The 21,016-nt window shown below is 46.4% G+C and carries 17 protein-coding genes; 10 read left to right on the forward strand and 7 right to left on the reverse strand.

The window, feature by feature from the left end:
• Positions 1-3 precede the first annotated feature (3 nt).
• Positions 4-924, forward strand: coding sequence for a DUF4340 domain-containing protein (locus AC5JL3_RS29420; protein ID WP_496077822.1), 921 nt, complete (start codon positions 4-6; stop codon positions 922-924).
• A gap of 43 nt (positions 925-967) precedes the next feature.
• On the opposite strand, the gene AC5JL3_RS29425 is transcribed toward AC5JL3_RS29420, so the two are convergent.
• Positions 968-1,204 carry a hypothetical protein gene (locus AC5JL3_RS29425; protein ID WP_496077823.1) on the reverse strand — a complete coding sequence of 79 codons (237 nt, stop codon included), beginning with the start codon at positions 1,202-1,204 and terminating at the stop codon, positions 968-970.
• A 490-nt stretch (positions 1,205-1,694) separates the two neighbouring features.
• Here AC5JL3_RS29425 and AC5JL3_RS29430 point away from each other — a divergent pair, with 490 nt between their 5' ends.
• The 3 genes from AC5JL3_RS29430 to AC5JL3_RS29440 all read left to right on the forward strand — a co-directional run bounded on the left by AC5JL3_RS29430 (position 1,695) and on the right by AC5JL3_RS29440 (position 4,763).
• The gene (locus AC5JL3_RS29430) at positions 1,695-2,243 is read left to right on the forward strand and encodes an SRPBCC family protein (protein ID WP_496077824.1); all 549 of its coding nucleotides are present in this window, start codon (positions 1,695-1,697) and stop codon (positions 2,241-2,243) included.
• A gap of 222 nt (positions 2,244-2,465) precedes the next feature.
• Positions 2,466-3,548, forward strand: a complete 1,083-nt coding sequence (gene psbA / locus AC5JL3_RS29435) for a photosystem II q(b) protein (RefSeq protein WP_496075976.1) — start codon at positions 2,466-2,468, stop codon at positions 3,546-3,548.
• 354 nt (positions 3,549-3,902) lie between these two features.
• A complete protein-coding gene (locus AC5JL3_RS29440) occupies positions 3,903-4,763 on the forward strand; it encodes an SPFH domain-containing protein (protein WP_496077825.1) in 861 nt (286 codons plus the stop codon).
• A gap of 65 nt (positions 4,764-4,828) precedes the next feature.
• Here the strand turns inward: AC5JL3_RS29440 and folP are convergent, their stop codons facing one another.
• Together folP and tpiA are read right to left on the reverse strand one after the other, a co-directional pair.
• The gene (gene folP, locus AC5JL3_RS29445) at positions 4,829-5,689 is read right to left on the reverse strand and encodes a dihydropteroate synthase (RefSeq protein ID WP_496077826.1); all 861 of its coding nucleotides are present in this window, start codon (positions 5,687-5,689) and stop codon (positions 4,829-4,831) included.
• Positions 5,690-5,879: 190 nt separating this feature from the next.
• Positions 5,880-6,605 (reverse strand): triose-phosphate isomerase, encoded by a 726-nt coding sequence (gene tpiA / locus AC5JL3_RS29450; RefSeq protein ID WP_496077827.1) that lies wholly within the window; start codon positions 6,603-6,605, stop codon positions 5,880-5,882.
• A gap of 297 nt (positions 6,606-6,902) precedes the next feature.
• On the opposite strand from tpiA, the gene AC5JL3_RS29455 reads away from it, so the two are divergent.
• Entirely contained in the window at positions 6,903-9,698 is a 2,796-nt protein-coding gene (locus AC5JL3_RS29455) for a WD40 repeat domain-containing protein (protein WP_496077828.1), read from the forward strand.
• Between the two features lie 481 nt (positions 9,699-10,179).
• On the opposite strand, the gene AC5JL3_RS29460 is transcribed toward AC5JL3_RS29455, so the two are convergent.
• A complete protein-coding gene (locus AC5JL3_RS29460; RefSeq protein WP_496077829.1) occupies positions 10,180-10,332 on the reverse strand; it encodes a hypothetical protein in 153 nt (50 codons plus the stop codon).
• Between the two features lie 170 nt (positions 10,333-10,502).
• On the opposite strand from AC5JL3_RS29460, the gene AC5JL3_RS29465 reads away from it, so the two are divergent.
• Together AC5JL3_RS29465 and AC5JL3_RS29470 are read left to right on the forward strand one after the other, a co-directional pair.
• Complete coding sequence (locus AC5JL3_RS29465) at positions 10,503-10,802, forward strand: hypothetical protein (RefSeq protein ID WP_496077830.1); 300 nt, start codon at positions 10,503-10,505, stop codon at positions 10,800-10,802.
• Complete coding sequence (locus tag AC5JL3_RS29470) at positions 10,789-11,187, forward strand: type II toxin-antitoxin system death-on-curing family toxin (RefSeq protein WP_496077831.1); 399 nt, start codon at positions 10,789-10,791, stop codon at positions 11,185-11,187. Before AC5JL3_RS29465 ends, AC5JL3_RS29470 begins: the two co-directional genes overlap by 14 nt.
• A gap of 170 nt (positions 11,188-11,357) precedes the next feature.
• Here AC5JL3_RS29470 and AC5JL3_RS29475 read toward each other — a convergent pair whose 3' ends face one another.
• From AC5JL3_RS29475 to AC5JL3_RS29485, 3 genes are all read right to left on the reverse strand, one after another.
• A complete protein-coding gene (locus AC5JL3_RS29475) occupies positions 11,358-12,089 on the reverse strand; it encodes a DUF4058 family protein (RefSeq protein ID WP_496077832.1) in 732 nt (243 codons plus the stop codon).
• A 142-nt stretch (positions 12,090-12,231) separates the two neighbouring features.
• Positions 12,232-13,326 carry an endo-1,4-beta-xylanase gene (locus AC5JL3_RS29480; RefSeq protein WP_496077833.1) on the reverse strand — a complete coding sequence of 365 codons (1,095 nt, stop codon included), beginning with the start codon at positions 13,324-13,326 and terminating at the stop codon, positions 12,232-12,234.
• Positions 13,327-13,953: 627 nt separating this feature from the next.
• Entirely contained in the window at positions 13,954-16,101 is a 2,148-nt protein-coding gene (locus tag AC5JL3_RS29485; RefSeq protein ID WP_496077834.1) for a polyribonucleotide nucleotidyltransferase, read from the reverse strand.
• 184 nt (positions 16,102-16,285) lie between these two features.
• Between AC5JL3_RS29485 and AC5JL3_RS29490 the strand changes: the two genes are divergently transcribed.
• The 3 genes from AC5JL3_RS29490 (at position 16,286) to AC5JL3_RS29500 (ending at position 20,957) form a co-directional block, all read left to right on the forward strand.
• Positions 16,286-19,528 carry a sll1366 family intein-prone helicase gene (locus AC5JL3_RS29490; protein ID WP_496077835.1) on the forward strand — a complete coding sequence of 1,081 codons (3,243 nt, stop codon included), beginning with the start codon at positions 16,286-16,288 and terminating at the stop codon, positions 19,526-19,528.
• A 34-nt stretch (positions 19,529-19,562) separates the two neighbouring features.
• Positions 19,563-20,393 carry an SWIM zinc finger family protein gene (locus AC5JL3_RS29495; protein WP_496077836.1) on the forward strand — a complete coding sequence of 277 codons (831 nt, stop codon included), beginning with the start codon at positions 19,563-19,565 and terminating at the stop codon, positions 20,391-20,393.
• Positions 20,394-20,546: 153 nt separating this feature from the next.
• Positions 20,547-20,957 carry an acyl-CoA thioesterase gene (locus tag AC5JL3_RS29500; RefSeq protein WP_496077837.1) on the forward strand — a complete coding sequence of 137 codons (411 nt, stop codon included), beginning with the start codon at positions 20,547-20,549 and terminating at the stop codon, positions 20,955-20,957.
• Positions 20,958-21,016: the final 59 nt, after the last annotated feature.

Raw genomic sequence — 21,016 nt, forward strand, 5'->3', positions numbered from 1 at the left:
ACTATGAAGCTACAACGGACAACTTTAGTTTTGGTCGTCTCAGCCCTGTTATTAGGCGGTTTTGTATATTTCTATGAAATTCAAGGTGCCCCAAAGCGGGAAGCGATTAAGACAACAAAGCAGCCGATCTTTGGGTTTAAAAATGACCAAATTCAAAGTTTGACAATTGATGGTAATCAGGAAACTTTGGAATTTGAGCGAGTCAGTGAACCAGTACCCGGTTGGCAGATGAAAAAACCCAAAGAAGCAGCCGCGAGTGATGCTGCTGTTTCCTTTTTGGTGAACTTGCTCGTAGAGGGAAAAAGCGATCGCTCTTTTCCCGTATCGGCTAACCAGCTTCAGGAGTATGGCTTAGATAAGCCCCAAGCAACTGTAGAAGTAAAGCTCAAAGACCAAAAAACTCATAAGCTCATTTTGGGTAAGCCTGATTTTAATCGCAGTTTCTTATATGCTCAGGTAGACCCACCCTCTGGGGCATCTCAACCCTTGCAAGTGCTTTTAGTACCAGTGGACTTTGAGTATGCTGTCAATCGTCCACTATCAGAATGGGAGAGCAAACCAGAAACCCCTGAACCCTCGCCATCCCCTTCTGCAAGTCCTCAACCCTCAGCGACCTCTGAAAGCCCTACACCAACTCCATCGGCTTCTGTGAGTCCTAGCCCTACGCCATCTCCATCGGCTTCTGTGAGTCCTAGCCCTAAGCCAACCCCATCGGCTTCTGCAAGTCCTAGTACTAAGCCAACCCCATCGGCTTCTGCAAGTCCTAGTCCTAATCCATCACCATCGGCTTCTGCAAGTCCTAGTCCTAATCCATCACCATCGGCTTCTGTGAGTCCCAGTCCTAAGCCATCCCCATCCACTTCTACGAGTCCTAGCCCTAGTCCTAATCCATCACCATCTGCTTCTGGGGATTCCAATCGATGAAAAGATGTTGCCAGGACTAATGAAGTTGAGACGATTGCTTAACCTATCTAGCACAAAAGACTGGTGCAGCAACGTTGTACATCTTGGCAATCAGTTGGTGAATCTCAAGTTGAGCCTCTAACTCGCGAATTTCTGCTTCAAGCCAAAGGATGTTATTCCCCAAGATTTGGCTATCCACTTTACAGAGGTGAGGATTTCTTAACGCTTTTTTATAGGTTCTCAGTTTGGTAGAAAGCCGCGAAATCTGCTGGCTTAATTCTTGTTCTTCAGTTTTTGCCATCTTCAATTCTAGGTAGCGAGTTGGTCTGTTGTATTACCGCATTCTTTTTTCAGTCTCAAAGCCTCAGGAGTGCGATCGCGTTTGCCGAATGTCCAACTTCTGTATAAGTTAGTTTACAAGAACCAAACCTCAGCTAAGATGTTGTTTAGCCGGATGAGATGAGTAGAACATCTACCTCCAAAAGTCGATCTATGGAGTAGCTTGTTGTTTTTTATAAGGTTAAGGGTTAGCTCAAGAAAAACTTATTTAACTACAGCAAAATTAGCGAGAGTAAGTACGTATAAAAGCTGTCATTTCTCGCAATATTTAGCAAGTCTGGGAGTTATAAAACAACTTGGGACTAAATTCTCGGAAGCTTTACAGCAACTTTATGACTTCTTCAAGCATTTGTTTCTATGTTTGAAACTAAGGGGAGTTACCTTGTTTACTCAAGTGTGAAACTGCCCAACTTAAACTGAATTCTTATTAATTGAGGAGTGGTTAAATTATTATGACTACACTTTCTTTCTCAAACTCGGATAATCCAACCCCAGACCAAGCGTCGAATCAGCAAAAGGCACTTTTACAAGGGGAGATTTTGGTAGAAACGCGATCGCATTCAGCTTGGGGTGGTGCTGTTACTGCAAAAATGTACTTACCCATAGCGCGATCGCACGTTTGGCAGCAACTAACCGATTACCCGCGCTGGGTACAATACTTCCCCGATATCACTAAGAGCGAAGTTGTGCGCCGAGGCGAGGTAAAACGTCTATATCAAGTTGCCAAAAAAGCCTTTCTGTTTCTCAGCGTTCAAGTCGAAATTTGCCTGAACGTGTTTGAGGTGCTTGGACAGCACATTCAGTTCCGGCTAGAAAAAGGAACCTTTACCGATTTTACTGCCGACCTGAAACTAGAAGACTGCGGTAATGGTACTGTGCTCACCTACTCCGTGCAAGCAACGCCTAATATTCCAGTCCCAGGAGTTTTCATTCAACAGGCGATGCACATGGAATTGCCAGAAAATATGCGTAAAATGCGGCAAGTTCTGTGTGCGGTTTGAAGAATAGGCAGTTTTGGTTTCGACATCAATTCTTTATTCCTTGTGAGGTCGAACATTTTATCGGTTGTTCCTGATGTACATAAGGAAACCTTATGAGATATATAGGAATAACTGACGGCACTCGGCTTGTTTTTGTAAACAAATGTAACTATTGTTAAAGACAAGGCAAAGATAACTTGCCCTCATATCATTCCCCTTCAATTCACCGCAATCATTCAAACAATGACAACCACACTACAAAGAGAGCGCAGCGCTTCCCAATGGGAACGCTTCTGCTCCTGGGTAACCTCAACTGACAACCGCCTGTATGTAGGCTGGTTCGGCGTGTTGATGATTCCAACACTGCTTGCCGCCACCACCTGCTTCATCATCGCCTTCATCGCGGCTCCTCCAGTAGACATCGATGGTATCCGTGAGCCTGTAGCAGGTTCCTTACTCTACGGAAACAACATCATCTCTGGTGCCGTTGTTCCCTCCTCCAATGCAATCGGCTTACACTTCTACCCCATTTGGGAAGCCGCTAGCTTAGATGAGTGGCTCTACAACGGTGGTCCATACCAGCTCGTAATTTTCCACTTCCTCATCGGCGTATTCTGCTACATGGGACGTGAGTGGGAACTCTCCTACCGTTTAGGGATGCGTCCTTGGATTGCCGTAGCTTACTCTGCACCTGTAGCAGCAGCAACAGCAGTATTCCTCATCTACCCAATCGGACAAGGTTCCTTCTCGGATGGAATGCCTCTGGGTATCTCTGGAACATTCAACTTCATGTTCGTGTTCCAGGCTGAGCACAACATCCTGATGCACCCCTTCCACCAGTTAGGTGTAGCTGGAGTATTCGGTGGTTCACTGTTCAGTGCAATGCACGGTTCACTCGTAACTTCTTCACTGGTACGTGAGACAACCGAAACCGAGTCACAGAACTACGGTTACAAGTTCGGACAAGAAGAAGAGACCTACAACATCGTTGCGGCTCACGGCTACTTCGGTCGTCTCATCTTCCAATACGCTTCATTCAACAACAGCCGCAGCTTGCACTTCTTCCTCGCGGCTTGGCCTGTCATCGGTATCTGGTTCACCGCGTTGGGCATCAGCACAATGGCGTTCAACCTGAACGGTTTCAACTTCAACCAGTCAGTCATCGACTCACAGGGTCGTGTAATTGGCACCTGGGCTGATGTACTCAACCGCGCCAACCTAGGTATGGAAGTAATGCACGAGCGCAATGCTCACAACTTCCCACTTGACTTAGCTGCGGGTGAAGCAACTCCGGTTGCTCTGACGGCTCCAGTTATCAATGGCTAATTCTTAAGAATCTCGCTCAATAAGAAGCGCCTCCTCAGGGGGCGCTTTTTGATCTGGTAGCCGTCTTGGTTATACTTACCTATCAAGTGTGATTAATCACTGTTCGTTGCGATATCTGGCTATAAGACAGCTATTCTCACCCTAATACTTGGTCATCACAAATTGTGGCCAAGTTAAGGGCGAAAACGGTTAAATTTGAAAGTAGTTGACACTTCGATGCTTGAAGGCGATCGCTCTTTCGCAAGTTTTCTGTAGAGACACTTGTATTGAGCCGCGCTAGGGTATATAGATATTTAGAAAATTCAAGCCGCGACGCCAGTTAATTCATTAACCTCCTTCTGGAGAACGTAAACTATGGATTCGATCCTTTCCATCCTTGCCCCAATGATTTTAGTAGTCATTGGCTATAGCGTCGGTTCAACAAAAGTTATCAACGAAGGAAACGAAGCTCTTGTAGAACGAGTGGGTCAATACCACAGAAAGCTCAGGCCCGGTCTGAACTTCATCATTCCTTTCGTTGACAAAGTTGCGGTGGAGGAAACAGTTCGTGAGCAAGTTTTGGACACTCCACCTCAACAGGCGATTACCAAAGACAGTATTCCTGTAGAAGTAGATGCTGTTGTATTTTGGAAAATTAAAGAACTAGAAAAAGCCTTCTACGCCGTTGAAGATCTAGAGAGGGCGATTGAAGATTTGGTTAAAACGACAATGCGCTCAATGATTGGTCAACTGGAACTCGATCAGACTTATTCTTCCAGGGCCGATATCAACCGACATCTGTTACAGGAACTGAATGAAGCAACCGCTAACTGGGGTGTAGAAGTGCTTCGCGTTGAGGTGCAAGAGATTGCACCGCCACAGGAAGTTTTGGAATCCTTGGCGAAGGCACGGGCGGCTGAGAGTGCAAAACAAGCCTCGATTTCTGAGGCAGAAGGTGCAAAACAAGCCTCTATTGCTGAGGCGGAAGGTACGGTGAGGTCGATTGAAATCATCTCAAAGGCTTTACAGGATCAGCCTAATAGTCGGCAAGTTCTACAGTTTCTCGTTACTCAACGCTATGTAGAGGCAAACCAGAAATTAGGTGAAAGTGCCAACTCCAAAGTTGTCTTCATGGACCCGAAGGCTTTGACAGAAGCGATGACGAATTTGATGGATATTCCTGAAGCTGCCGATGGTGGTAGTGTAAGCCACTCGGCTTCGGCTCGTGATCACTAACAGTTGGTTTTGGTTGACCGTTAACAACCCAACCAGTAAATTTCATCCCTGAACGTACATTTGCATTAATTTCCCGATCGCCAGATCGCATCAGCAACGCGGCAGACATCGCGTAGTTCGAGAACATCGTGAACTCGGAGGATGTCTGCTGAACCCGCGATCGCACTACAGCAAGCGGCTGCTGTTCCCCAAACTCTGCTTTTGGGGTCAGGTTGATCGAGAATCCGACCAATGAAACTTTTGCGAGATACTCCCACTAAAATCGGTAGACCCAAGTAACGAAATTTTGGGAGTTGCCGCAATAGTTCTAAATTTTGCTCCAGTGTTTTGGCAAAACCGATGCCCGGATCAATGATCAAATGCGATCGCTCAATTCCCGCCGCTACCGCTGCTGAAATTTGCTGTTTTAGAAACTCGTAGATTTCTCCAACTAAGTCTTCATAGTCCGTCAGTTTTTGCATGGTTTGAGGTGTTCCCCGAATATGCATCAACACCATCGGGACACGCAACTCGGCAATGACGGGTAACATCTCCGGGTCAAACGTACCACCGGAAATATCGTTTACCATATCTGCACCTGCTTTAACCGCCTGCTGGGCTACAGAGGCTCGTGTTGTATCAACAGAAATTGGGACATCTAACACCGAGCGCAGGGCAGATACTACTGGCAGGACTCGATTCAGTTCTTCTTCAAGAGAAATCTGTGCTGCCCCTGGTCGAGTTGATTGACCACCAACGTCGATAATATCTGCCCCATGGTCTACTAAGCGTTGCGCTTGTTCCAAAGCTGCTGTTGGGGCATAGAATTCACCACCATCACTAAAACTATCCGGTGTCACATTTAAGACACCCATGAGATAGGTTCGCTCTCCCCAGTTGAAAGAACGCTCTCGAATTGTGGTTTGTTCTACCTGATAGTCTGTCATTTGTTGTAGCGGTTCTCACTCTTTGTGCGGTACCCAAGAGACCTAACCCCCTAGCCCCCTTCCCTACTAGGGAAGGGGGAACCGGAGTTTTGCTCCCCTCTCCGTATCGGGGAGGGGTCGGGCTGTATCTCACTCGGATGAGAAACGCTATATCTGTTATTTGTAACAACCAACAACCAACAACCAACAACTATTGATAATTGACAATCCGCGCAAAGCTAGCAGGTTCTAGGCTTGCTCCTCCCACCAATGCGCCATCAATTTCTGGTTGAGCCATAATTTCATCGATATTGTTGGGTTTGACAGAGCCGCCATATTGAATCGGAACATCAGGCACCTTGAGCTGACTCCGAATTAGACCAATCACTCGATTGGCTTCTGTTGCCTCGCAAGTATCACCCGTGCCAATTGCCCAAATTGGTTCGTAGGCGATAACGAGATTCTGCTGATCAACCTCCACAAGGTCTTTTTTTAGCTGAGTCGTAATCAGCAATTCTGTATCGCCAGCATCCCGTTGTTGCTTGGTTTCACCGACACAGAGAATTGGAGTTAAACCGTGACGTTGAGCAGCAAGCAGACGCTGGTTAACTGTTTCATCAGTTTCACCAAAGTATTGACGCCGTTCACTGTGACCAACAATGACGTAGCGAACCCCGACCTCAGTTAGCATAGAACCGGAAATTTCTCCAGTGTATGCTCCTTCGTCTTCCCAATGAACATTTTGGGCACCCAACTGTACACGGCTATTATGTAGACTTTTAGACAGAATGCCCAAGGCTGTAAAAGGAGCACATAGCAAAACCTCCCGTTCTTCAGGGGTGTTTTCCAGCTCAGGCATAAATTTTTGTAAAAACTCAGAGGCTTCCCTTTGAGTTTTGAACATTTTCCAGTTACCGGCAATGACTATTTTCCGCACAGCTTAATGAGAGTATCTCCAAACCATAACGCACCCTTTAGTTTAAAGCTTTCGGGGGTGTTTTACTGAGGGCATGGCAAGAGTTTCGAGTTATAACTACGGCATAATAGTAAATTTCGTTTGCTCACTTCGTACAAAAATTGTCGTTTTTGGTTAGTAGTCCAGAATTTGCGCCGTCAGTACTCAGTTGAAACAGACAGCGGACAACGCCCAAAAAAACTCAAGTCTGTAAACGAAGTAATTAACCGAACTTGATATGACATCCTTGTTTGATGGAACAACCTAGAGGTGCAGCTAATGAGGCATAAGTTTCCAGAGTTTCGAGGCAAACTCCCCGAACGTCTTAGTCCATGGAAGTTGTCCCACTATTCATTACTTGCCTACTGGGTCTACTTTCGTCCTACAGCGTTTCACTGCTATCTCCATCAGGCATCCCCTGATGTCTATCGCTTGAGGGGTTACCAAAGATTGCTGGGGACGTGGCGGGTTGCGGCGTATCGCAATCTTTACTTAATGCTGCCACTTGCGATCGCATTACCTGTCATTCTTGCTGGGTTGGCAGTCTTTATGTACACGCAGGGCATTATCCAAAGTAATGTTGCCTGGACGACTTCTATTTCAGTGACACCAGACGGGCAATTAGCTGTTTTAGCCTCTGGCGAACGCGATTTTGATATCAAAAGTCTCTCGGCGGATAGTACCGTCAAAGTTTGGGATTTGAAAAAAGGCTCACAACGGCATATTCTTTTGGGGCATCAAGAAGGGGTTACGGCTGTAGCTGTGACACCCGATGGACAGAAAGCGGTTTCTGGATCTCGCGATCGCACTCTAAAGGTCTGGGATATTCAGCGAGGTAAAGAACTGCAAACCCTCAAAGGTCATCAGGATTGGGTGAGTGGTGTTGCCATCTCTCCAAACGGAAAGCGAGCCATCTCTACATCTGCTGACAAAACCCTTAGAGTTTGGGATATTGAGCAGGGGAAAGAACTGCATACCCTAACAGGTCATACAGATATCATCTGGGCAGTAGCTGTTACTCCTGATAGTCAACGGGTAGTTTCTGCTTCAGCCGACCAAACTTTAAAAGTGTGGGACATTGAGCAGGGAAAAGAACTTTATACCCTTAAAGGGCATCGTGCTTGGGTTACAGGTGTCACCCTCACGCCAGATGGACGGCAGGCAATTTCAGCATCCATTGACCAAACATTGAAAGTTTGGGACATTGAGCAAGGGCAAGAATTACGCACCCTTACGGGTCATAAGAACTGGGTAACGGGTGTAACGCTCTCCCCAGATGGGCAACGGTTAGTCTCCGCATCCGCTGACCAAACCTTAAAAGTTTGGGATCTTGAGCAAGGGCAAGAACTGTACACTCTTACAGGTCATAATGGTTGGGTAACAAATGTAGCCGTCACTCCTGATGGACAACAAGCCGTTTCTGCATCCAGTGACCACAGCCTAAAAGTTTGGGATTTACAAAAAGGCAAACTTGTGCATACCATGACAGGGCATCGTTCATGGATAACTGCGATCGCAATGTTGCCCAACACAGCGCAGATTGTTTCTGCCTCATTCGACCGCTATCCCAAGCTTTGGAACGTGCAGCGCGGCACCGAAGTGTTAATGACGGGAGAAATCACTAAGGCAGTTGGCTATAACCTAGGCTTCAGCACCGTCTTTACCGCCGCGTTAATTAGCACGGTAATTGGTGCCGGGATTATTTTAGCTGTCGGTGTCATGGTGTTCGGCGTAGCGGGCGGCATTCTTTCTAGCTTTATCATTAGCCTTGCTGCTAGTCCTGTGTGTGCGTTTGCATTTCTTGTCGTGGATCGGATTGCCTCTAATCCTTTATTCAAAAATGCCAGCAATGCTGCTCAACAAAGCGCCCTCCTCACAGCAATATTCGGTATCTTGTTTGGTCTGTTTGTCGGTGTGACCTTTGGATTAACCAATCGTAGGGCATTAAGTGTTTTTGCCAGTATCGTCTTCATTTTGGTCATTGGTGTAGCAGTTGGTATCGTTGTTGCCTGTTCGTTAACACCAACTATTAGTTTTAAGGGGCGCTTACTGCCTGGAATTCGAGCAGGTATGGCGGTTAGTATCGGCTTTAACTTGCTTGTTGCCATTGGTGCTTTGCGAATCCCGTTTTATCCAGTTCAACTGCTATTGGCATTGTTTAGTCGGTTTCGAGGAAAACAACATCCAGTGCGGTGGGATGAGTTACTGGTTTTACCTGTACCTGGAACACAAGCTTTAATGCGATCGCATTTACGGGCATCAGAACTTGAAGGGCTACAACTCATCGCCGATGTTGTTCGTAACCCGTTTCAGCGGATGTTTGCCCAACGGGCTTTGCATCAGCATCTACACTCAGTTGCTGCACCCTTAAATTTTCTCTACTACTTGCTTACATCATCTGATTTAAACACCTACGTCGCCGCACCGATTAATCAGCTTGATTGGCAAATCTTGCCAACTACTAAGCAAGTTTTACTAGGAGAATTGGCAAATCGGCGGGTGAATTTCAGCAGTGATGATGTCAATCAACTGGCAGAGAATGTCGTGTCGGGTTTAACTTGGTTTCGTCGTAACCGTAAGCAAACGCCGCTAACTCGCTTTGCCGGGATGCTCTATGAGTTGTCTTATACCAAACTCGTTGAGGCGGAGGATTTCAACCTATCTAGCTACGAAAAAATCTATGCTAGTTTGACTCAATATCCAGATGGGACAGAAATTGTTGATTCGTTTGAAGCCTTGGCGAAGTTCTTAATGTATAACAAGCTATCTGATCTAACCACTGCAAGTAATGTTGTTTCAGGATTGTCTGTCAACGAAGTCTCAATCCGCCCAAACCTACTTGCTGCGCTGACTCGCTGTGGAGAAATTGGTAAGGAGGTTCGCCGTTACCAGGCTGCAACGACAAGCGTTGAGCAACTAGCGACTCTCGCTCGGCTCACCAGTTCCTTAGATAGCTTAGAGGAGTATGTGGTTGAGCAAGTCATTTCCCCAGAGCAAGCCATTCTCAGGCGGATTATTCGCCAATGGCGGCGACTCGTCAACGAAGCTGTTGTATCGATAGATAAGTTAACGTAATTGCTTCTCTCGCTTTACTTGCATCAATCTACTCAGGATATCAGTCGAATTGTGAAGGTCAAAGATAGCCTCTCATTGAGAACGATTCCTAGGTTATTGCGAATCATTGAGAAGCTGACTTATCACCGATTAGAACACAATCCTCTTTGTGTCATCTTGATACAAAGCAAGACATCCTAGTCTGAATTTTCATGTCCAAACGCAACAACAAGCAACAACTGATACGAGTGCTATGGGGGTGAACATAGGAGTTCTATTACTTGGCATAGGAGTTCTATTAGAGGATTTAGTTCGAGGTTGACATTTAGATAATCCATCGTTACGATTGATATATGTTGCGAGCATATAGCACACAAAAACAAGTGAGCTAAGGCGCAAACCAACGATCACCCATAGCAACTTGATGAACACACACGCAAAAAAAGCTCAGTAATATCTGGGAAACCTTACCGAGCCAAGGGTGTTTTTGTCGGTAAACTTTTTACTTCGTCCAGGCAATGTACAAAGTAACAAGATCGACTAATGGTTCAGCTAACTCAGGTTGCTTGATTTTTGGGTAATCAAAAACCGAAGCTGTCGTAAGGGCTACGATAGCCATCAGCAGCCAGATCCGTTGAGGATACTGGTCTTTCATGTTGTGTGTAAATTGCTAAACTACTCTACTATCTTAGACACAGTGATTATGTGCTGTCAATGCTGAGTTTAAAGTGGTTAGCGTCTTGCTTCATAACCAACAAATTGACTCTGAACAATTTGAGATTGCTCTAAAGCAAAACACCCTTTTGATCGTGAAGGTGAAAAGAAATGGATAAAATGCTCACCGACCGTCAAAATATTATCAACTCATCACGAAAAGATGAGATGGAAAAGTTATTGGTAAAAGTTTATATTTATCAAGTCTTTAAGAGCCTCCCCCGTAGGCTATTCAATTGGGAAGTTGTATTTGTTTATCCCAAAAACGATTTATATACTACTGAAAAGGACTGTAATTCTCCACAAGAGCAAAATATGAGTTCAGATTCTTTAACCATGAGAGCTATACAAGCTTTTATGGATACGGAAGATGAATGGGCAGGAGTTTACGCTAATCTTGCAGAATCCTAATTTTGTTCCAGTAGATGCAGTTGTAGCTATCCATGAAAGACTAGTAAAAAGGTTTGGTGGAGCGCTTGGTTTAAGAGACAAAGGATTACTAGAATCAGCTCTTTCTCAGCCCCAACAAACTTTCTCTGGTGAATTACTACATTCAACAATTCATGAACAAGCGGCAGCTTATCTTTATCATTTAGCAAAGAATCATGCTTTTGTGGATGGTAATAAAAGAATTGCCTTAGCAACAGCAATTACTTTTCTTCAGCTTAACGGTTATAAACTGACTCTCTCTAAGATAGAAACTGAGCAGATGGTTTTAGATGTAGTTGAATCAAAAATATCAAAAGAGGAACTTTTTATCATGTTTGAGAACTATATTCAAGCACTTAAATCTTAGTTCGAGCAAACTCTTCTAGTTGCTCTTCAATCATTGCTGAATCCCTTCTGGTAGCGGCGGATTATTCGCCAATGGCAGCGTCTCGTCAACGAAGCTGTTGTATCAATAGACAAGTCAACGTAATTGCTTCTCTCGCAGCAATAGATCAATCCACTCAGCATTCGTTGCGGCTAAGCTAAGGGAGGTACAGGTTCACGGCTATAGTCGATTGCAAAGGCTAAGCCTGCTCGGTCATAGATAAGATTAAGCAATCGGTGCAAATCGATACTCGGCTCTGTATCCTCGGTTCGCAGAGGCAAGGGGAAGGTAGGGATTAAATCTTGGAGGTTGAAGACGTACAAATCGGCACGAGGACGACTTAAGGATCGACTCACCAAAACTCTGTAATTTCCCTGGATATTACTGCCAGAAACAGGCATTGGCTCTCCACCTCGTAGGAGATCGATCTCGACTAGGTGCGTTCGACTTCCCAACACCTCGCGACGTTTTTCATAGGTTTCCCGTCCTTTGCCAGGACGCTTGTTACTCGGAGAGAGAACCTCAATGACGGTTACCACTTCTTTAGTAGCGACTTCTCGAACCTCTAAATAGCCTTCTCTCAATTCCAGAGGGACTGGCACAGTAACGCTGACTGGGGTGGAGGGAAGTATGGCAACAGCAACGTTAGATTGGCTTTCTTTTATTGCGGTGCGCTTTTTCTCCACTGTCACATCAGGAATACCCACAAACAGCGCATCATCCCCATTCATCTGGTAAACCCGTTTCTCAATGGCAACTCGATATTTGGGTAGCACTTGAGGATTCAACGTCTCGGCAAGAATACTGATTAGCAAGTGATGGACTTCTGACCAAAACTCTGGATTCTCTAGATAGGGGTTCATCCCTGGAAACGGGGAAGGCATAAGGAGACTATGGCTGATATTGTTCTAATCTCTATGGTACTGACGATACTCAACGTGCTTGCTTCCATGCGCTTGACGATAATCGTTAGAGTATTTAGAGAGCGCAAAACTGTTGACGATCATAGCCCTTGACCTCACCAGTTCATTTAGAACTCAAAACATCCTTGATCGCCTCATACGCAGGTTTGGGGCGATACTCTTCATCGAACAGTAAGGGTGCTTCTATCTGACCTGTCAAACTGCCAAGCCAAGTGTGGCGGTCTGTAAAGCCCCACGTAATAATTCCTGTACATTTGGGAATGCTTAAACAGGTTTTGAAGATATCACCATAACCACGTCCTTGCTCTTCCAGTCGCTCTTCTTTGCTGCCAACACCTTGAGAAATTGCGATATCCAGCTCTGTAAACTGTACCTGCAAACCCAAGTCAGCGTGCCGCTTCATGTTCCCAGCAAGAGCTTTTGCGTCGGGTGGTTCCTGTACCAGTCGATGTGCTTGTAGTCCTACCCCATGAATGGGTACCCCACGCTGTAGCATCCCTCTCACCATGTTGTACATTGCGTCTGGCTTTCGACCTTGTTCGTCATTCCCATAGTCGCTATAAAATAAGAGCGCGTCGGGGTCGGCTTCATGCGCCCACTGAAATGCCAGATCAATATATTCGGGTCCAATATTCCGCAGCCAAATTGTGTCTCGCAAAGAGCCATCCCGATTAATCGCTTCATTTAGGACATCCCAAGCAAAAACCTGACCTCGATAGCGGCTGACGAGTGTTTGAACATGGTCTTTCAGGATAGCGATAAGTTCATCACGGGTGAATTTCTCTTCGTTGAGCCAGAGCCAGCGAGGGAGGGAGGAATGCCAAACAAGCGGGTGACCTCGTACTTTCATGTTATTGGCTTTGGCAAATTCCATTAAGACATCAACCCGACTAAAATCGTAGCGATCGCGTGTTGGATGTACAGAAATAAATTTCCAGGCATTTTCTGGCACCAGGACATTAAACTCACTTGCCAAAACAGAACGATATTTGGCATCGTTCAGTAACGGTTCCACTTCTACTGCTGCACCAATATTAAATCCTCGCTTTTGTGCTAAAGAACGCAAAGAAGTCTCTGATATCTCAGCGGCTGGAGTTGGTGACGGTACTGATGCTGAGGGTGCATCACTAGCTTTGAGGAGAATTAAAACTGGCACCAATAGGAAAGCAACTACAGCAATCAATAAACGATGCTTCATAAGTAGTCTGAAATTGTGGTTAATGGTACAAGCTGCCAAGAGCCTCTCGCGTCACCTATTTAGCTAATCGGTTTTAGGGAAAAGGGGAAGGTAGCGTCCCCTCTGGGGAAAAGGGGCAGAGTGAAAGGTCTGGACTTATGCAGAACCTCTACCTGTAGGGTGCGTCATGACGCCATTCGTGTCAACTTAAGGTCAGCTTGGCGGTTGAAACCGCAGCTATACAAACAAAACCCGCCTGCGCGGGTTACAGAAACCTTGATTTGTCCTTAGTCCGCGACGGCAGACTTCGTTTATGTAGCCGCGAATTCGATTCGCCTGAGCTTAAATTGGCACGGATGCCATGACGCACCCTACTACTGAAATTCCCACTATAGCCATCAGCGGTCAGCTTTCGGTCAAAGCGGCTCTAGTTAAGGAACGCTCTTCTCCTCTTAATGTCCTAACATTCGTGGCTACTGCTATAACTACTAATACCAATTTCCTAAATACTTGCTACAGATACTTTTCTTGTTCTCCCCTTGATAAGGGGGTAGTGGGGGTCAATTTGTAGCGCTATTTTATGAAATTGGTATAACTCCAATCCCTCAATCATTCAATGGGGGAGCGAGTTAATAGTTTCTAACCCCTCTACTTCGCGCCTTCCCGTGCAGCCGCCGCTTCATCAGGATGAATACCCAAGCGTGTGAGATTCAGACGACCTTTGTTGTCAATCTCCCGCACTTTGACAATCACTTCATCCCCAACAGCCACTTCATCCTCCACTTTGCCAACTCGATAGTCAGCGAGTTGAGAAATGTGAATCATGCCTTCTTTTCCAGGCAGTACTTCCACAAAGGCACCAATCGGAATAATTCGAGTAACACGACCCACGTAAACATCTCCTTCATTGAGCTTACGGGTCATGCCCTGAATGATGCCAAGTGCCCGTTTCGCCTTTTCGCCATCTACGGCGGAGACAGTAACTGTACCGTCGTCTTCAATATCCACCTTTGCCCCAGTTTGCTCGGTAATGCCCTTGATGGTCTTACCGCCAGGCCCAATAATTAGTCCAATCAGTTCTGGGTCAATCTTCAGAGTCAATAGACGTGGTGCAAAGGGTGACATCTCCTCACGGGGTTTGTCGATTGCCGCTAGCATCTTCTCTAAGATATGGATTCGTGCGGGTCGAGCTTGTTCAATTGCCTTGGCAATGACATCCATGGGCAAGCCAGTGATTTTCATGTCCATTTGCAAGGCTGTGACACCCGTGTCGGTACCTGCAACTTTGAAGTCCATGTCACCGAGAAAGTCTTCAATGCCTTGAATATCGGTGAGAATCCGGACTTCATCCCCTTCCTTAATTAAACCCATCGCTGCCCCACTGACAGGCTTCGTAATCGGAACACCCGCATCCATCAGAGCGAGGGTAGACCCACAAACTGAACCCATCGAGGTCGAACCATTGGAGGAAAGCACCTCCGAAACAACCCGAAGCACGTAGGGAAAGTCTTCTTGGGGAGGCAACACGGGGACTATGGCGCGTTCGGCGAGCGCACCATGACCAATTTCACGCCGTCCAGGCGATCGCATTGGCTTCGTTTCACCCACTGAATAGGGGGGGAAATTGTAGTGATGGAGATAGCGCTTATCTTCTTCTGGATTTAGGTCATCCAGCTTTTGAGCATCGCCTGGGGTTCCCAAGGTTACTGTAGATAAGACTTGGGTCAATCCTCTGTTAAATAAACCACTACCATGAACCCGTCGAGGCAATAGACCCACCTGACAAGCAACTGGACGGACTTCATCCAACTTACGACCATCGACCCGGACGCCATCTTCAACAATCTGACGGCGCATGAGCTTTTTGGTGAGGTCTTTGAACACCTTGCCAACGGCTTTGCTATCTTCAGTCGCTGCAACTCGGATCGAGTCTTCTTCTGGCAGTTCGGCGATCGCGGCTATGACAGAATTTTCCTTAATCTCGTCTAAGGCGGTATCGCGGGCGTTTTTGTCCAGCTCAAATCTGGTGAGGATTTCTTTGATTTGAGTTGTCGTGCGATCGCGTATAAATTGCTCTAACGACGAATCTTCTTCTGGACGTTCCTCAACAGTCACCTCAATCCCCAACGCTGCCATCAACTCGCGTTGAGCTTCAATCAAATCCTGTACGGCTTCGTAACCGAAGTCAATCGCCTCAATGATATCTTGCTCCGGCAGTTGGTTCGCCCCAGCTTCCACCATGATCACGCCATCGGGGGAACCAGCGACTATCAAATCCAAGTCTCCTGCCTCAATTTCTTTGTAGGTTGGGTTGATGATAAAATCATCTCCCACCAAACCCACGCGCACGGCTGCCATTGGACCATAGAAGGGAATCTTGGCTTGCAAGACAGCAATGGACGCACCTGTTACCGCTAAAACATCTGGTGGCACTTGTTCATCCATTGACAGCGTAGTTGCTACGATCTGAATATCGTCTCGCAGCCAGCCGGGAAACAAGGGGCGTAAGGGACGGTCAATCAAACGACTTGTGAGCGTCACTTTCTCTGGGGGACGCCCTTCCCGCCGCAGGAAACCACCCGGAATTCGACCTGCTGCATACAGTCTTTCCTCGTAGTCAACTAACAAGGGAAGAAAATCAATGCCCTCTCTGCCACCAGAGCGTGTCGCTGTCACCAAAACTGCTGTATCTCCCGACTGAATCAGCACGGAACCCCCGGCTTGTGGGGCAAGTAGACCCACTTTCAGTCGAATATCCCGTCCATCGAAGGATATTGACTTGTCTAACTCTACCATTCAGTACTTCGTCCTTCTTTATCATGTTTTTTTCTCTGTCGCAATCGTAGCACTTATGTACTGGGGCTGCTTTGAGGTCGATAAGGGTTATTTAAAATGTCAAAAAATACCTAGGTAGAAAATACTGGTTAAGCGACAAGCCACTCATTAAAACTCAAATCTCAAATCTCAAATCTCTTTAAGCATGGCAATTTTACATGGTAGTTGGATACCTCACGAGAGGGGTGGTCATCTGTTTATTTGGGGAGAAACCTGGCGAACAATGACGAAGGTAGAATCTCCATCATCTAGTGGTGCTTCTGCTCATCCGTTTGCAATGACGCAAGAAGAGTTAATTACTTTTTTGCGTTCTCATCGTCTTGCGATCGATCAGCTTCTGGAAGTGTCTGGAAGTTCTCGCCAAGGTAGCCGTAATGGTGGGCGAGAAAATCAACAACACAAATGGCAAGCTCAAGTTCTTGCCCTTCCAACTCAAGCCGAATCAACTAGCGAAGCCGCCTACCCACTACTCTCTACTAGAAATGACTCATACGGTACAGAAACTTCACCTGTGAGCCTTCAGCTTTGGGAAGTTGAGGGATTTTCTCTGGAGCCGTTAGAAGCAGTGAAACTGCTACAAGCGCTACCTCTTGGCTCTTTTAAGACCTCAGATGCTTATGTGGGAGGAGATTTGCGCTTTTGGTCTCAGGTGATGCGCTGGAGTTTGGATTTACTCGCTCGATGTAAATTTTTACCGGGAGTCTATCGACAGATCAATGGCAATGTTGTTGCCCGTTGGCAACCCTTACTCGATAGTGCGGTTGATCAAGCGCGTCTGGACAAGTTCACCCAACTCATGCCATCAGCTTGCCGTGGTTATGAGGGAATGGGGAGTAGGGAGGGGGGACAAGGAGGAGTAGAAGACGCTTCTCTCACATCTTCCAAGTTTTCCCAATCTCCAATCTCCCCACAGGAATTGTTACTTGCCTTCTTGAGTAGTGCTATTGATGCCCAAGTCCGTAGTTGGGTAGAGGCTCAGGCAATACCCGCAGCAGAAGCTCCAATTCAGGACTGGATGCGGATGCTCTCAACACCCTCTGACACGCTTGAGGCACCCACAGAGGCAGTAGCGCGACTGGAAGCTGCACTCTCTACCTGGACAACACCAGTGCAACAGAACCTAGTTGCACTAACCTCTCAAACGTTGGAGCAAAACTTATGGCGTGTCTGCTTTGTGTTGCAACCGCCAAAATCGAGTGAGACGAACTGGCAGTTGGAGTATTGCTTGCAAGCGGTTGATAACTCAGATGTTTTGGTTGATGCTGGGACGATTTGGAGCCAGCCAGTCGAGCAATTGGAGTATCAAGGACGAATTATTGAGCAGCCTCAGGAAACATTCCTCAGAGGCTTAGGGTTGGCTACCCGACTCTATCCTCCTATCGAACGCAGCCTACACGAACCACGCCCTCAATCTTGTGAGCTAACACCAATAGATGTGTATGAGTTCATCAAGGCGAGTGCATGGCGGTTAGAAGATAATGGCTTGGGAATTGTTCTACCACAAGGATTGGCACCAGGTGCAGGAGCAAGACGCTTAGGAATCAGCATTAGTGCGGAGGTACCGCAGCCGAATAAAAAAGAGCGCTTGGGATTGCACAGCCTCTTAAAGTTCAAGTGGGAACTCGCGATTGGTGACAAGCGAATCTCGAAAAAAGAGTTTGACCGCCTAATGGCACAACAGTCTCCGCTAGTGGAAGTTGATGGTGAGTGGATTGCCCTACAGCCTTCAGATGTCCGTGCTGCCCAAGCGGTGTTTGTAGCATCCAACGACCAAATGAGTCTCTCTGTAGAAGATGCTCTGCGCCTTAGTACTGGTGATACAACTACTTTGGCAAAACTTCCGGTGGTTCATTTTGAGGCATCCGGAGCTTTGCAAGAATTGATTACTAATCTCACAGGTAATCAGTCAATTAAGCCTATTGAGACACCCGAAGGTTTTCATGGGACTTTACGACCTTATCAAATACGAGGGGTTAGCTGGCTAGCTTTCCTGGAACGTTGGGGAATGGGTGCTTGTCTCGCAGACGATATGGGACTAGGAAAAACACCCCAGCTTATTGCTTTTCTACTGCATCTAAAAGAGCAGGAGGCGTTAGAGTCACCAACGCTTGTTGTTTGCCCAACTTCGGTGCTAGGAAACTGGGAACGGGAAGTCAAAAAATTTGGTTCCTCGCTAAAAGCAGTAGTTCACCACGGAGATAAGCGACTGAAAGGTAAAGCCTTTGCTAAGGCAGTTAAGGATAAGCATTTGGTGATTACTAGTTATCCTTTGGTGTTTCGGGACGCTTCAACTCTTCAAGATGTCTCCTGGCAGGGTGTTGTCTTGGATGAGGCACAGAATATAAAGAATCCTGGAGCGAAGCAGTCGCAGACGGTACGGCAACTGCAAGCGGGATTTCGCATTGCGCTAACGGGAACGCCTGTAGAAAATCGCTTGTCCGAACTGTGGTCTATTCTGGATTTTCTCAATCCAGGGTATTTGGGCAATCAGCAGTTTTTCCAACGCCGCTTTGCGATGCCGATTGAGAAGTTTGGGGATAGGGATTCGTTGCAGACGTTGCGATCGCTTGTTCAACCTTTCATCCTTCGCCGTCTCAAAACGGATAAAGAAATCATTCAAGACTTACCTGAAAAACAGGAGATGAATGTCTTCTGTGGACTCTCAGCAGAACAGGCAGCGCTTTATCAAAAGTTGGTGGATGAGTCTCTAGTTGAGATTGAAGAAGCAGATGGCATCAAGCGGCGAGGGCTAATTTTGACATTGCTGTTGCGGCTCAAGCAAGTCTGTAACCACCCGGCGCAATACTTGAAGGAAAAAGGCTTGGGGCTTTCCAAACGCTCAGGTAAATTGCTGCGTTTACAGGAAATGCTAGAAGAGGCAATTTCAGAAGGCGATCGCGCTTTAATCTTCACTCAATTTGCTGAATGGGGCAAACTCCTGCAACCGTATCTAGAAAAACAATTGGGTGGAGAAACGTTGTTCTTATATGGAGCAACGAAAAAACAGCAACGAGAGGAGATGATTGACCGTTTTCAGAATGACCCCGAAGGTCCAAGATTACTTATTCTCTCACTGAAAGCAGGTGGTACAGGACTAAACCTGACGCGAGCCAATCATGTCTTCCATGTTGACAGATGGTGGAATCCAGCGGTGGAAAACCAAGCCACTGACCGTGCTTTTCGGATTGGTCAAACCCGCAACGTTCAGGTACATAAATTTGTTTGTACTGGCACGTTGGAAGAACGTATCAACGAGATTATGGACAGCAAGAAACAACTTGCAGAACAAACGGTAGATGCGGGTGAAGAGTGGTTGACAGAAATGGATACTGACCAATTGCGATCGCTTTTACTCCTTGACCGCAATGCCGTGATTGATGAAGATTGACCAACCCTCAGGAGCAACCAACAACCAACAACCAATGACAAATTACGAGATTGAAAGCCAAGAATGGTGGGTGCAGCAGTGGAATGATTTACTCAATTCCTACCGCTTCAAAAAACGTTTGGAAAGAGCGCGTAAATATGCTAAAGAAGGCAATGTTCTCAGTATTGAGTTTAAGGGACCAGAGGTTTTAGCCAAGGTACAAGGCACAGCTCCAGAGCCGTATCAAGTTTCCCTCTCGATTGACCCTTTTACTGAGGAAGACTGGAATTATGTCGTGGAAACGATGGCAGAACAAGCCATTTACTCGGCTCAGCTATTAGCAGGAGAGATGCCACATAATATCGAGCAAGTCTTTACAGCTAATGGTTTGAGCTTGTTTCCCTTTACGTTATCGGATATTCATTCGCGGTGCAGTTGCCCTGACCCCCAAAATCCTTGTAAACATATTGGGGCAATTTACTATCAATTAGGCGATCGCTTTAGTGAAGACCCTTTTGTATTATTCCAATTACGGGGACGCACAAAAGAGCAAATCCTCGACGATTTACGGCGGCGACGGAGTACCGGAGTAGCAGAACACCCAAGTCCAGAAGCACCACAACCTCCAATCCCTAGCCCCAAATCCCCAACCTCTAACCCCCAATCTTCACTCAACATTGAGCAATTTTGGCAATACGACGAACCGCTAGATTCTTCCCTGGTTGTCATTGCGCCTCCACCAGACAGCCGTACCGTTTTGGATGTTTTGGGAACGATTCCTTTAGCTTCTGCTGATGCTCAAGCGGTGATGCAGTATCTAAAAACGGCTTATCAAACTGTTAGCCAGCAGGCTGTAATGTCAGCACTTAACCGAGACGAAAGTTGAACAAAGAAAGGCAGAGGGCAGATGGCTTCTATAGATTTATCTGATGCCGAAGGAACGAACCTTCTGGCTGAACCGTTGCGGAGCAAGGGTTACAATCCCATAAAGAACAGAACATAAAGCCCTCTGCCTTCTGAAATTAGCCCCTTTCCCTAGATGTCATTTACCTACAATCGTACAGTTCACTTTCGAGATACTGATGCTGCTGGTGTTGTCTACTTTGCTAATGTTTTGTCCATGTGTCATGAAGCCTACGAAGCCTCATTAGCAGTATCAGGCATTAATCTCAAGTTATTTTTTACCCAACCTACGGTTGCGATTCCAATTGTTCATGCAAGTGTAGATTTCTTTCGCCCGATGTTTTGTGGTGACGAGCTGCAAATTCACTTGACACCCCAAAAGTTGAGGGATACCAAGTTTGAGATTGGTTATCACATTATTGCCGCTTCTTCATCAGAACACCCATTAGCTCAGGCAATCACCAGGCACGTTTGCATTAATCCAACTACCAGAGCCAAAACTCAGCTACCTGAGGGAATCATAAAATGGCTCAGTTCTAACGAGTGAAGAGTGCTAGTAGACTTCGGCGGAAGTTAGGCTACTATTAATAGAGCCAATCTAACGTA

It is taken from the genome of Symplocastrum torsivum (genome assembly GCF_059505465.1).

What these genes read in the sequence shown, in the direction of transcription:
- AC5JL3_RS29425 (WP_496077823.1), bottom strand. Translation starts at nt 1,204, where the DNA reads ATGGCAAAAACTGAAGAACAAGAATTAAGCCAGCAGATTTCGCGGCTT.
- psbA (WP_496075976.1), top strand. Translation starts at nt 2,466, where the DNA reads ATGACAACCACACTACAAAGAGAGCGCAGCGCTTCCCAATGGGAACGC.
- AC5JL3_RS29495 (WP_496077836.1), top strand. Translation starts at nt 19,563, where the DNA reads ATGACAAATTACGAGATTGAAAGCCAAGAATGGTGGGTGCAGCAGTGG.
- AC5JL3_RS29455 (WP_496077828.1), top strand. Translation starts at nt 6,903, where the DNA reads ATGAGGCATAAGTTTCCAGAGTTTCGAGGCAAACTCCCCGAACGTCTT.
- AC5JL3_RS29475 (WP_496077832.1), bottom strand. Translation starts at nt 12,089, where the DNA reads ATGCCTTCCCCGTTTCCAGGGATGAACCCCTATCTAGAGAATCCAGAG.
- AC5JL3_RS29440 (WP_496077825.1), top strand. Translation starts at nt 3,903, where the DNA reads ATGGATTCGATCCTTTCCATCCTTGCCCCAATGATTTTAGTAGTCATT.
- folP (WP_496077826.1), bottom strand. Translation starts at nt 5,689, where the DNA reads ATGACAGACTATCAGGTAGAACAAACCACAATTCGAGAGCGTTCTTTC.
- AC5JL3_RS29500 (WP_496077837.1), top strand. Translation starts at nt 20,547, where the DNA reads ATGTCATTTACCTACAATCGTACAGTTCACTTTCGAGATACTGATGCT.
- AC5JL3_RS29465 (WP_496077830.1), top strand. Translation starts at nt 10,503, where the DNA reads ATGGATAAAATGCTCACCGACCGTCAAAATATTATCAACTCATCACGA.
- AC5JL3_RS29485 (WP_496077834.1), bottom strand. Translation starts at nt 16,101, where the DNA reads ATGGTAGAGTTAGACAAGTCAATATCCTTCGATGGACGGGATATTCGA.
- AC5JL3_RS29420 (WP_496077822.1), top strand. Translation starts at nt 4, where the DNA reads ATGAAGCTACAACGGACAACTTTAGTTTTGGTCGTCTCAGCCCTGTTA.
- AC5JL3_RS29480 (WP_496077833.1), bottom strand. Translation starts at nt 13,326, where the DNA reads ATGAAGCATCGTTTATTGATTGCTGTAGTTGCTTTCCTATTGGTGCCA.
- AC5JL3_RS29490 (WP_496077835.1), top strand. Translation starts at nt 16,286, where the DNA reads ATGGCAATTTTACATGGTAGTTGGATACCTCACGAGAGGGGTGGTCAT.
- AC5JL3_RS29430 (WP_496077824.1), top strand. Translation starts at nt 1,695, where the DNA reads ATGACTACACTTTCTTTCTCAAACTCGGATAATCCAACCCCAGACCAA.
- AC5JL3_RS29460 (WP_496077829.1), bottom strand. Translation starts at nt 10,332, where the DNA reads ATGAAAGACCAGTATCCTCAACGGATCTGGCTGCTGATGGCTATCGTA.